The organism is Kribbella swartbergensis (genome assembly GCF_054784135.1).
Window position 1 is genome coordinate 93,443 of the sequence record NZ_BAAGPM010000035.1, and the last position, 11,137, is coordinate 104,579.

The following is an 11,137-nucleotide window of genomic DNA, read 5'->3' on the forward strand; positions in this document are numbered from 1 at the left end:
TTCGCGCTCTCGGCTGGGCCGCCGTCAGACCTCCGGTTCAGGCAGGAACTCGCGGACCTCTTGCGCACAACGACAGGCGACCGCGATCTTGGCCGCCCACTCCAGAGCCGCCTCCCGATTGGGTACATCCACCACCATCAGGCCGCCGAGGAACTCCTTGCTCTCCGGGTACGGCCCGTCGGTGATGGTCCCGTCGGTCGCCACCACGTCGTACTCCGCATCCTCGGCCAGCCCGCCGGCGAACACGAACACCCCCGCATCCCTGGCCTCCTGAACCACCCCATACGCAGCCTTGGCCACGTCCGGCAGGTCCTCCTCGGAGATGTCCATAGCCCCGTTCCTGAACGAAATCATGAACTGCGCCATCTCACCCCTCCTAGTCCCGACGGCCACCCACCGGCCGCCTCTCACCCCTCCCACGAACGCCCCACCCCAAATCCGACAGCCGGCCCAAACAAAATTCTTACTGGACCCCTCCCCGCCAGCTGCCCTCAGCACTCGCGGCCTCGACAGACCTCCGGACCCTCCACCTCGCGCCGCCAGCTCCGAGCTCGACCTGCCCCAGCCAACTTCGCAGCACACCTTCGCCGCAGCTTGGTCTGCCGTACGACCCGAGTCAATCGGCGCTGGGCAGGTTCCAGCCGTGCCGCCGTACGTAGTGTGAAATCGGTGGAAACCGTGGGGACCATCGCGCCCTGGTGCAACCGGAATATGAGCCTTTCAGAACCCAGGGCTGACCTGCGCGTTTGCGGGGCGATTCCAGTACGCGACGGGACCGAGCGAGACCGTGCCCCGGTGACGTCTCACCGGGGCACGACGCAGGGCAACCGGTGGTCGCGCTACTGCTCAGAACGTCCCCCACCACTAACTGCGTGCCGGCACCGACAATGTACCCGGAGCCGAAACCTCCGCACGCAGGCGGATGCGCCCTTGGGAGCGCAGCGGGATGCCTCGCCGACGACCGCAATCTGCACTGCCCGCCCCCGCGGCAGGTCACTCCCAGCGACGACGCCAGAAACACCGCCCGCCTGGTCCAAGTCGCGTCACGACGGCTCGGATGTGGAGGCAATGCTGGTGTTGTGGCGCGGCGGTGGCGGTGCGGGAAGTGCGAAGGAGCGAATGTTCCTGAGCATGAACAGGATGAATTGCACTTGATGCAACATTGCTCGCTGGTCCGGATCGGCCAATCGCGCTGGTCAGGGAGGTGCAACGAGATCCCGGGTTTGACCGCCCCCGGCCTCTGACCTGGGCAGACGGGTTCACGGCAACATTGATGCATCTAATACAACCGCCTGGAGAGGCCTGATGAATCGCGGCGAGAAGCAGAGCCACGATGCTCCGATGCCTGGCCTGACTGTTCAACGTGATGCCCCTACTGTGGCGTTACAGGCTCAGTTGATCGGAACCCTCGAGATCGACACTTCAACAAACTGCCTGGTAGTCCGTACCCCAATGGGCACTGCTGCCGGCACCGACAGCCGTCGACATCGACGTGGCCTGGCCTCCAGGCTGGAGTGTCGCACTCCGTGACGGCTCACCCGCCCTGATTGATGCAACTGGACAGCTGGCCTGCCGGCCAGGCGACGAGATAGGCGTCGGTGGCGGCTTCGAAGACACAGCCGTAATCGACGTCGTCTCATGCACAGGCCAGGAGCGGATATTCGAGGCGTACAAGCTCACCCGCGCTTGAGTCTTAGCTGCCGAAGCTCGTCCAGGCTGCCCCCGTCATCCTCATGACGATCGGCCGCGACACACGAACCCAGAGTCATTGGTCTAAGCCGTGCAGCCGACATCGCACCCTGGTCTACGGCGGCCCGGTCGCCGAACCCGCCGACGCCGAGTGCGTCCTCCGCAAAACCACCGGCATCCACGGCTTCTACGGCGCCTCCTCCCTGGACGCCTCCCCGTCGAACGAGCCCTTCACCGACCAAACCCGAGCCTTCACCTCCATCACTTTCTGAGGTACGGGTACGGCGTGAGACGTACGCCGGTGTCCGCGGCGATGACGGCCCGGTCGCCGAGCGGCTTGCCGAGGGTGACGACCGCGGTCGATGTCTTCCCGACGTCCGCACCGCCCGGGAGCAATGGACCGTGACTGCCGCCGATGACCACCAGATCGTCGTACTCGACGACGTGGGCCCGGAGGTCGGTCTCATAGAGTCCGTGGCTGAACTCGAAACTGAGGGTCTTGCCGTCGACCCAGTCGAGAACGCCGACGCGGAGCAGACCCTGCTCGAGCCGGGCGAGACCGGGTAGCGGGTCGGGCCACTGCAGCGACTTGAGCACGCCCGCGGGGGCTGCGACGGCGACAACAGGTCTCGACAGGCCTTGCACCGTGAAGGACCAAGCCGGCACGGTCGCCCGGCCATGGCTGGTCTCCACGTCGGTCGTCGTCAACGAGCCGCCGGTGATCGTGAGCGTTTCGCAGCTCGGCATCCTCTCGCAGATGTCGTTCGGCGGCCCGATCGCCTCGGTCAGAGCTTGCTGAGCTTCGAGCACCTGCATCGTCTCATTCGACCCATCCGCGAAATCGATCCGCGTCGTACCACCTTCCGCGAACTGGACCCCGTCCGCGAAGGCAACCCGCCCGGACGACCACGAGTTCTTCTGCTGCCAGGTGTCGAACCCGAGCCCCGGCGTCCGCGTCGAGTACAAGAAGACCCCGGTCACCGGCGCCGGAATCCCCGCCGCCCGCACGACCCGCGCCACCACTCCCGCGCGCTCCACAAACGCTTGTGTGGGCTGAGCTTGCGGCACCAGATCACCGCCCGGTGTCTTCCACGCCGGCCGAGGGGCCGACGTACTACTAGGCGCAGAGCCCGGCGCTGCCTCGGACCCACACCCTCCGAGAGCGAGCACCAGCACCACCCCCAACCACACCTTCCCCACCATGGGGCCGAGTATCCGCTTCCCTTCTCGGCCCCTCAAGCAGCGAGGTTCCTCAGGTGAGGTAGGTGGTAAGGGTGCGCGCGAAGGTTGTGGCTGTTGTGCAGGTGGGTAGGGCCGGCGCCGTACCCGGCAGCCTGTGACCGCAACTCATGAGACGAGCGCACGCGACAGTATGTCCGACGCTCCGCCATCCTCGTCGGTCCAACGGCTGCTCCTGAACTGACGGACAAACGACATCCGATTTCACGGGTCACAGCTAGGCATCCGAGGCGTGACTGAGGCACATGATCAACTTCTCAGTGATTTCTCGTCATGATGGATGCATGGCGGCCAGAGACTTGGTTTTCCAGCCGGGCGACAGAGTCCGCACCTCCGGCCGTTTCGTCTCCGGCCCGGACGGCGACTGGCTCGACCTGCAACGCGTCCTCGATCTGACGATCAAACCGCCCGGCTGGAAGTCGGATCTGTCGATCCGCCTGATCGGTGCCGACGCAGCGGCCGTCCCCTCCGAGTTCGGCCCGAATCAGGTCCCGGACCACATCACGGTGGTCGGGAGGTGGCATGCCCCCGCCCCCGGTGAGCAGGTACGGCTCGGTGACGAGAGCATCGAGGTCGAGACACAGACTCCGGAAGGTCCTCCTCCACGGCCACGTGCGGACAGGACCCACCCACCATGCCCGCCACCTCCCGGGGGCTGGCCACAGAATGTGGTCTGGTACGAGGGCTGGCCACACAGCGCGGTCTCGGATCTCGACCTGGACATCCGCGACCTGGAATCGTCCGGGGCGATGGTCCATCGGGCGATCTTCCGTCCCTCGGAAGACCAGGAAGTCCTCGTCGTAGCCGCCACCGACGTCGAAGCGGTCACCCGCGGGCTGTCCCCGAGCCTCCCGAATCAGCTCTGCGTAGTCCGAAGCCGCTTCACCCGGGCCCAACTGGACGAGGTCCGCGACGTCCTCCATGCCCATTTCCAGGAGTGGCGCTTGGAGGTCTTCGGCACCGGCAACTCCGACCCCCAAGGCCAACCGTTCGCCACAGCCGAACCCGTCCGAGTCACCCCCGAACTGGCCGCCTGGGCCGACACCCTCCCCAAAGGCCTACTCCTCCTCAACCCGACAATCACCCCCCGCCTGAAATCCAGCAGCCCAACCGACAGCAGGAGGGTAGGAGCACCCGGCTGGGCTTGAGTGGCGGTCCGGTGGGTCAGCGGTCGGTGATCTCGGTGAGGACGGGCCCCGCAGCCTTCGCTCAAGGCGTAGCCGGCGAATAGCGCACACTTCGAATATGCGCTCGTTGCCAGTCCATCGGTTCTGCCCCCACCGAGACCCGCGGCTCACCGTGAAACGTGTGCTGATCGTGGTGTGGCCACCTCTCGGACAGTGTCGTGACGGGAACACCGATGAGCCCGACTCGAGTGCGGACTGAACCCGCCGACCGGACGAATCCACGCGGCACAGATAGGCGGCTCCGACGCTAAAAGGGGGTCTCCAGCGCCGGAGCCTGGCGACCCGGCTATGGGGTACACGGAGCCGCCGACGCACGCGGTACCCACCCCCATTACTGAAAGCAGCGGCTCCGACGCTCCCTGCTCCACATCTGCGCTTGGCCGCATCGCGGAACTGAGCTGACACCGAACCCGCCAAGAGTTAGCGCATGGCAGCACCGAACTGCACCTGACTAGAACATGGGTTTCCCTTAAGGTCTCGCCTCACCTTCCAGGCGCGTCCTGGGAGGTTGCGTCGGCGACAGTGTCCGCGACGTGGGTGTGGTCACCGGGCCGGCTTTGGCTCCGCCGGCGCACTGCTGTCGGTAGCTCCTCCGCCGCGGCGAGGGTCGTCACGCGGGCTGGCGGGCCTGAGTCGGCAGCGATCCTCAGCAGACATCCGGGGGCGCGGCCCCTTCTTGTCCTAAACTCCGCAGGATGTTTCCTATGGGACTGTCGATGCTCTGGGAATCCACCGAGCCTCAGAGTGCCCTGCAGGAACGGTTCGGCCTCGACAGCTTTGAGGAAGCGGTCGGGTGGCTCACCAAAGGTCTCGCCCTGGCTTGGGCAATCGACGTGGAGGCATGCGACCGGATCATCATCAGCGGTGACAACGCCATCGCCTGGGTCCGCACCAATCAGGGAGCATTGGTGGCGAAGTGGTCTCGAGCCCAGGACCAGTTCGTCAGGTTCACCGCAATCGCAGATTTGCTCCAGGGGCTTCACAAGCAGGGGGTGCTTGTTGCGCCGCCGCTGACGTCGGTCAACGCTCAGCGTCGAGTGATCATCAATTCCGGTTCGATGGCTCTGTCGATGACGGTGCAACCGCAGATAGATGGCGACCTGCTTGATACCACTGACGAGACTGCAGTCCGTCAGGCTGGCGCTTGTCTGGCCTCCTTGCACGGCGCCTTGGGCATGCACGTAGACAGCCGACTGATCGAGCCCGAACCCGGCCAGTCCTTGGACTTGCGCCAGCGGATTGAGACGTGGTTGGAGCTTGAGGACGCAGGCAGGGCGCCGGCTGCGTCAGCAAGACTGCGCGCCCAGATGGCGTCGCTGCCGCAGATCGACACCGAGCCGCAGCTGATCCACAACGACTACCGGGCCTCCAACATCCTCACGTCCGGCTCGGAGATCCTTGCCGTCATCGACTTCGACGAGGTTGCCTGGGACTACTGCATCAGCGACATCGCGAACGCATTCGTCTTGCTCGGCACTTACTTCAGAAAGTGGCAACCGACACCGGCAGGCGTTCGAGACACCTTTCTCGAGGGGTATGAATCAGTGCGATCACTCACTCTCCTCGAGCAGCAGTGGCTCCATGTAGTCGCGCTGTGGCGCGGCATCAGAGCTATCCCCGCAGGTGATGACCCCGCCGGATGGGCAAACGCCGTGTGAGTGCAGTGCTGGGGCAAGCAGGGCGGCCCGTTTCGCTCCGCTTACGACGGGTTCACCGAAGGCATCACATTCATCTGCCTGCTAGGGGTGGGGTGTCCGTGTCGTGGCGGCGCGGAGGTCGCCGTGGGCGCGTGCCAGCTGGTCGCGGAGTCTGCGGATTTCTTCGGTCTAGCGCGGCGGATGTGTGTGCTTCGTGGCTGCGGCCAGTAGACGTTCCAACGTGAACAGCCGGGCCGAATCGAGCGGCGGTGCGCCTTCAGCCCAGACGCGGGGCCGCCTGCCAGGACCGGGCGCGCTTGGACTCGCTACACCTATCCGACCGATCCGGTGAACCGCTTGGACGTATCGCTCCGCGAGGCTGCTGACCACGGCGGCGGCGCAACCGGAAGACCAAGCGCTGGCACAAGTACACGAGGTGGTTCGACTCCTACACCGGTTGGAAGCCGTCGACCTGCAGCAGGATGCCGAAACACATCAAAGCGGTATGAGGGACCACCTCGTGGCTGCCTTCATATCGAGGATGTCTACCATCAAGACCGGACCAAGCGCTGGGGCGACCGGCTGCCAGAACGGTCGCTGGCAGTACCGGTTCAAGTCCGAGCAACAGATGCGGGCGCGGTGGACGCTAGACCCCCCACACTGGCCTGACCAAGACCTCAAAACTAGACGGGCCGCACCGAATGAATACACCGGATAGCTCCGCTTCGCCGCAGCTCGGGGCAATGTGGCTCGAGCTTGGACTGACGTTCGCCGCGTCGCTGGGTACCGGCTGGGTGGCCGGCGCCCTGCACGGCGCGCCAAGCCTGGTCCTGCGGCTGATAGCTCTGCTACTGCTGATCACCTTCCTTCTGCGCGCCGCCCGGTGGGCTGAGCGAGTGGCGCGCAGGAAAGGCATCTATCACCCGCAGTACTTCGTGCTGGGGCCGATTGGGCTGCTCATGGCGCTCTGTGCAACGGACAAAACCCGGTCTACACCGACGTGAAGGTGGGAGTGGGCTGGCATTCGAACTTGCCTAGGACCAAACCATCCGGCAGATCAACCCGCTAACCACCGAGGCCCTCACCGGTGAGAACTGTGGCTGCTGGCTGAACCGTGACTCGATCACCCAGCGAGGCTGTCTGCGGTCCACTGGTACCCAGGTGGCGGGCCAGCGATTCGCGTCGTTCGTCGGAGGTCGTGTTGTGATCGCCGTCCCAGACCGCTCGATGACACCTCGCCGCCATAGCCCGCTGCCGCCGGATCAACCGCCGGTGCGCGGCTGATGACCGGACTGCGGGGCGGTTTGCAGGTACCGTTCCAGGTTGCGCAGCCGGGTCGTATCGAGCGGCTGGGTGGCCTTCAGCCCTTGGCGTGGCGCGGCCTGCCAGGACCGGGCGCGCTCGTACTCCCGCCCGGTGAACACCTCGGCCAGGAACCCGCCGTACCCGAGGTCGACGGTGGCGCGGTCGGCGAGCTTCTCGGTCACCCGGGCGGCCCACCAGACGAAGAACGGGCCGACCAGCGGCGACAGCACCATGGCGACCCAGTAGTCGAAGCCTTGGAACCAGCACACGCCGATGACGCCGGTCAGGCAGAACGCGATCGCGAGTTTGATGACGATCGATAGCACGGGCTGTTTGAGGCCGACCCGGATCGCCTTGGCCATGAGCCGTGCCGGCATCGATGCCCCGTACAGCAGCAGCGACACGATCCGCGGCAGCGCCAGGGCATGGAACAGTTCGTGCGCCAGGACCGCCTCGAGGTGGCGCGGCGGCAGCGTGTAGGTCGCCCAGCTGGTCACCGCCACGGTCGAGCCTGCCGCGACCGGCGCGGTGGCTTGCGGACCTTCGTGGATCCACACGCGGTAGCGGTTCGGGTCCACGCGCGCCGCGGCGCAGACCCGCGAACCATGCCGGCCCGAGCCGCTGTGCTTCCAGCGCCGATGGTGGACGCAGTCGCCACACACCCGCCGTGCCAGCAGTTTCCCGGCCTTCGGGTGGAAGATCGCGGCCGTCACGGCGAGCCACGCCAGCAAGGCGACCACGTACAGGGCGCGGCTGGGGAAGCCCAGGAACTGCACTGCGAGCCAGGACCACCACAGCCACGGCAGCGCCAGCCCCAGCTCGATCAGCGCAGCGGCCTTCAACCGCTGCCGCAGCAGCGTAGGCCCCGCCGCCTGCGCTGGTGACACGAAAATCCCTGGGTGGGAGGGCTCCGGCGACGATGGAGTGAGCAGACCCGACGGTCCACCGACTCGAGACTGAACCTGGCCGCCATGATGCCCGCGCTGCGAGTGCGCGTCAGGTCGGTTCCCCTCTTCGTTGCTGTCAGCACCGGTCATGCTCCGGAGGTAGGCAGACACCGAGGCGGGAATCCAGCGTCTTGCAACTTGTTGCAAGCCAGCCGGCGGTCCTGACGTGATGGATCCCGCACGAGGCGTCACATCGGTACGGTGACTCAGCGAACAGGTTGCCTGTGGCAACCGTAGACGTCACTGTGGAGTGGGTGAACCGGAGATGTCGCCAGTCCCGGGCCTGCCTGCCAGCGGGGGCTCACGCCTCGACGCGCCAGCACGAGCACGCCTGCATTCGCTGCCCGATGCTCCGGATCAACCCAGCGATGCTGCCGCGCCTGACCGAGCTCGAAACCGATCTCCAGGAACGCCGAGGCCGGGCTTCCGCCGAGGGCTGGCTTGGTGAGATCGAGGGCATCGACCTCACGCTGAGGCTGCTGCGCGAGAAGCAAGCCGCCGCCGAACGCATCCGAGCAACCAGCAGCACCAGCGGTGTTGTCGACCTCGGCATGCCACGCGTCGTCGACGGCGCCGCGATGCGGCCGCCTAGTGCTCGGGGTCTGTCCCAGCCATGATGGGCTTGAGCAGGTCTGGTCCGTTGTTCTTCACATTGGTGACGGCTGTCGAGATCGCATAGATGTCCAAGCTGCCAGGTGTTGGCGGCGCCATCAGCGACCGGACCCGGTCGGTGTCGTCGTTCCTGGGATCGAGCCAGGCGTCCCAGTTCTCCGGAGCGACGGTCATGGGCATCCGATCATCGATGTGGCCGACGTCGTCGGTCGCGGTGGTGGTGATGATCGTGAACGTCGTCAGCCAGCGGTCCGGATCGTCCTCGGCCTTGGACTTGTCCAGCCAGAACTCGTACAGGCCGGCCAAGGCCAGCACCGCGTCGTCCTTCGGGTGCAGGTAGAAAGGCTGCTTCAACGGCATGCCCGACCGGCCGAGCTGCTGGGTGGGGAACCATTCGTAGAACCCGGAGATCGGCACCAGGAGGCGACGCGATTTGAACGCCCGCCGGAACGACGGTTTTCGTGGACCGTCTCGGCGCGGGCATTGATCATCCGCCCGAGCTTGGCCTCCTTCGACCACGAGGGCACGAGCCCCCAGATCAGGTTGGGCAGCTGCCTGACCGGCTCAGCGTCCTTGTCGTCGCGCGGAGGGCGCACCAAGACCACAGCCGGCGTCTTGGTCGGTGCGACGTTGTAGTCGGGCGGTTTCTCCTCGTCGGCCAGAGCTTGCTCGATTTTGAACGCCTCCAACAGTCCGACCGGGTCCGCGTCGATGCATATCGTCCGCACATACCGTCAGGCTGCCACAATCGCCTGCGCGAAGGCGGTTCAGCACATAGCTATGGCGGCTACGACCGGCCCTAAGGCTGAGGGCCACCGGCGCTCGTCCGCACATGCCGATTTGAGGACATTACTGAAGGGCGGTTCGGCGACCTACCTGGGCGTGGCCCATCCCCTACGATCGACCCGTGGACGCTCTGACGCTCGGACTCCAAAGGCTTGGTGCGGCGGAGACGAAGCAACAGCTCGTCAACGCTCTGTGGGACTTGCGTGATTCGGCCTACGACCAACCTCAGGTCTGGAGTGCTTTAACAGCGGAGACGCTCTTGCAGACCCTGGCGGAAGAGCTGGAGCAGGCGCCGCCCGACGACGGCGGCCAGACCTCAATTCCGGTATTCGCCCGTGCTTTCGAGAAGGCGCTCGACCCCCGGCTGAGTGGAGGCTAGGGCGCGGCGGCCCTGAGGACGACTACGACCGCCCGACTATGCCGCGATCAGAGCGCTGAACGGGCAGACCAAGTCAGCGCGATCGGATCACCCGGAGTAGCTCCTCTCCGGTGGCGACCAATTCCACGTCCTCATTGAGGCCTTCCGGCAAGTGGATGCGCTGAGCTTCGTCGGTGAGGCATGTCGGACAGTAAACGGGCATGATCACCCACCCGGCCGCCCGCGCTCCTTCAACGAGGAGCTCCCACGGCTGCTGTCCGGTCATGTGGTTGGCCATCATGTGGGTGCCGTCGAGGTAGACGTCCGCCGACCCGTCGCCATACTCCACGAGTAGGAAGGAATGCCCGGGCTCCTCGCGCACGATGAAAGGATCGAGCATCTGACGCATTCGTTGACCGCCACCGGGCTCCGCGTCACCGTCTCGGAACCGCTGGAAGTAGACGTCGAAGGACACGGGCAAAGAGTGCCACGGTGGATGTCGACGCGCACGCATCTGCCGCGTTCCGCGCGCCCATGCCGATTGCGCCCAGTTCTGATTGGATCCTCGCAGGACGGAGTGGGCATCACTGCGAGACGCGTATGGACCCGCCGGCCATGTGCCCCCCTCCTTGCGACGGCCGCGACAGCGGGTACGGAAGTCGGCGGACCTTGGACGATCTATGGGGGCGTCTGTGCCACCAGGGCTCGGTCTACAGCGCGAGTTACGCCGCGCTCCCCACGCTGGCGCAGATGAGCGCGCAGCACGACCGGAGTGGGTACGTGGCCGCCTTACATCTGGCTGCCGCAATTGTCGCCTCGAATGATGGGCCAGAGGACACCGCTGTGGTTCGCCAGCGCTATGAGGATGAGGTGGCCGACCTGCGCACCGTCGCCACCCGGAACCTGCAGCATGCGACGGACGACACCGAGTTTGTGTACGGACTGCAAGCACTCATGGCCTTCGAGGACGGAGGCGTATGGCAGCGAAACCTGGATTGCCTCGCGAACGGCGAGGCATCGCTGGAGTGCCCGTCGCGCGGTGAAGACCTGCTGTTGGACCTCGACAGCCCGAAGCCCCGCGTGGCCAGTTTCGCGGACGCCTCACTAGCACCGACGGCGGTCACGCCACTCGAGCCTTCTGCACCGACGGTTGAGGGCCGACTGCTCGCTCTCGCTCGGACCAACGACCGAACGGCCATCGCCTCGAAGCTGCCCTATCTCTTCGGCGGTTCCGCCTGCCCACGCTGCCACGCATCGTTCGAGCTTCCGCGGGCGTTCGTCTGACACCAACCGCGCACCTCTGCCGCGATCCACGCGCCCATGCCGATGTGAGTGCGTTCAACCGGCCTGCCGGTGGGACGGTCGCACCGTGACGCC

At 65.9% G+C, this 11,137-nt stretch carries 11 protein-coding genes and 1 pseudogene; 7 read left to right on the top strand and 5 right to left on the bottom strand.

Features of this window, described 5'->3' with window-relative positions; genetic code table 11:
* Nucleotides 1–24: 24 nt before the first annotated feature.
* A complete protein-coding gene (locus tag ACYVOK_RS32560) occupies nt 25–366 on the bottom strand; it encodes a YciI family protein (RefSeq protein WP_460666434.1) in 342 nt (113 codons plus the stop codon).
* 1,367 nt (nt 367–1,733) lie between these two features.
* On the opposite strand from ACYVOK_RS32560, the gene ACYVOK_RS32565 reads away from it, so the two are divergent.
* A complete protein-coding gene (locus ACYVOK_RS32565) occupies nt 1,734–1,961 on the top strand; it encodes a phosphoenolpyruvate hydrolase family protein (RefSeq protein WP_460666435.1) in 228 nt (75 codons plus the stop codon).
* Here ACYVOK_RS32565 and ACYVOK_RS32570 read toward each other — a convergent pair.
* Entirely contained in the window at nt 1,951–2,727 is a 777-nt protein-coding gene (locus ACYVOK_RS32570; protein ID WP_460666436.1) for a hypothetical protein, read from the bottom strand. The genes ACYVOK_RS32565 and ACYVOK_RS32570 overlap by 11 nt on opposite strands.
* Before the next feature lie 485 nt (nt 2,728–3,212).
* Between ACYVOK_RS32570 and ACYVOK_RS32575 the strand changes: the two genes are divergently transcribed.
* The 3 genes from ACYVOK_RS32575 to ACYVOK_RS32585 all read left to right on the top strand — a co-directional run bounded on the left by ACYVOK_RS32575 (nt 3,213) and on the right by ACYVOK_RS32585 (nt 6,756).
* The gene (locus ACYVOK_RS32575; protein ID WP_460666437.1) at nt 3,213–4,076 is read left to right on the top strand and encodes a hypothetical protein; all 864 of its coding nucleotides are present in this window, start codon (nt 3,213–3,215) and stop codon (nt 4,074–4,076) included.
* 743 nt (nt 4,077–4,819) lie between these two features.
* Nucleotides 4,820–5,773 (top strand): phosphotransferase enzyme family protein, encoded by a 954-nt coding sequence (locus ACYVOK_RS32580; protein WP_460666438.1) that lies wholly within the window; start codon nt 4,820–4,822, stop codon nt 5,771–5,773.
* Nucleotides 5,774–6,495: 722 nt separating this feature from the next.
* Nucleotides 6,496–6,756 (top strand): hypothetical protein, encoded by a 261-nt coding sequence (locus ACYVOK_RS32585; RefSeq protein ID WP_460666439.1) that lies wholly within the window; start codon nt 6,496–6,498, stop codon nt 6,754–6,756.
* Nucleotides 6,757–7,014: 258 nt separating this feature from the next.
* Here ACYVOK_RS32585 and ACYVOK_RS32590 read toward each other — a convergent pair whose 3' ends face one another.
* Nucleotides 7,015–7,944, bottom strand: coding sequence for a M48 family metalloprotease (locus ACYVOK_RS32590; protein WP_460666440.1), 930 nt, complete (start codon nt 7,942–7,944; stop codon nt 7,015–7,017).
* 428 nt (nt 7,945–8,372) lie between these two features.
* Here ACYVOK_RS32590 and ACYVOK_RS32595 point away from each other — a divergent pair, with 428 nt between their 5' ends.
* Nucleotides 8,373–8,621: a hypothetical protein gene (locus ACYVOK_RS32595; protein WP_460666441.1), complete on the top strand. Its 249-nt coding sequence runs from the start codon at nt 8,373–8,375 to the stop codon at nt 8,619–8,621.
* Here ACYVOK_RS32595 and ACYVOK_RS32600 read toward each other — a convergent pair.
* Nucleotides 8,593–9,344 (bottom strand): annotated as a pseudogene (locus tag ACYVOK_RS32600) (SOS response-associated peptidase). The gene ACYVOK_RS32595 and the pseudogene ACYVOK_RS32600 sit on opposite strands and share 29 nt — an antisense overlap.
* Before the next feature lie 179 nt (nt 9,345–9,523).
* Between ACYVOK_RS32600 and ACYVOK_RS32605 the strand changes: the two are divergent.
* Nucleotides 9,524–9,781 carry a hypothetical protein gene (locus ACYVOK_RS32605; protein WP_460666442.1) on the top strand — a complete coding sequence of 86 codons (258 nt, stop codon included), beginning with the start codon at nt 9,524–9,526 and terminating at the stop codon, nt 9,779–9,781.
* A 73-nt stretch (nt 9,782–9,854) separates the two neighbouring features.
* On the opposite strand, the gene ACYVOK_RS32610 is transcribed toward ACYVOK_RS32605, so the two are convergent.
* On the bottom strand, nt 9,855–10,235 hold the full coding sequence (locus tag ACYVOK_RS32610) for a hypothetical protein (RefSeq protein WP_460666443.1): 381 nt from the start codon (nt 10,233–10,235) through the stop codon (nt 9,855–9,857).
* 275 nt (nt 10,236–10,510) lie between these two features.
* On the opposite strand from ACYVOK_RS32610, the gene ACYVOK_RS32615 reads away from it, so the two are divergent.
* Complete coding sequence (locus ACYVOK_RS32615) at nt 10,511–11,044, top strand: hypothetical protein (protein ID WP_460666444.1); 534 nt, start codon at nt 10,511–10,513, stop codon at nt 11,042–11,044.
* Nucleotides 11,045–11,137: the final 93 nt, after the last annotated feature.

What these genes read in the sequence shown, in the direction of transcription:
- ACYVOK_RS32560 (WP_460666434.1), bottom strand. Translation starts at nt 366, where the DNA reads ATGGCGCAGTTCATGATTTCGTTCAGGAACGGGGCTATGGACATCTCC.
- ACYVOK_RS32585 (WP_460666439.1), top strand. Translation starts at nt 6,496, where the DNA reads ATGTGGCTCGAGCTTGGACTGACGTTCGCCGCGTCGCTGGGTACCGGC.
- ACYVOK_RS32575 (WP_460666437.1), top strand. Translation starts at nt 3,213, where the DNA reads ATGGCGGCCAGAGACTTGGTTTTCCAGCCGGGCGACAGAGTCCGCACC.
- ACYVOK_RS32565 (WP_460666435.1), top strand. Translation starts at nt 1,734, where the DNA reads ATGACGATCGGCCGCGACACACGAACCCAGAGTCATTGGTCTAAGCCG.
- ACYVOK_RS32615 (WP_460666444.1), top strand. Translation starts at nt 10,511, where the DNA reads ATGAGCGCGCAGCACGACCGGAGTGGGTACGTGGCCGCCTTACATCTG.
- ACYVOK_RS32580 (WP_460666438.1), top strand. Translation starts at nt 4,820, where the DNA reads ATGGGACTGTCGATGCTCTGGGAATCCACCGAGCCTCAGAGTGCCCTG.
- ACYVOK_RS32595 (WP_460666441.1), top strand. Translation starts at nt 8,373, where the DNA reads ATGCTGCCGCGCCTGACCGAGCTCGAAACCGATCTCCAGGAACGCCGA.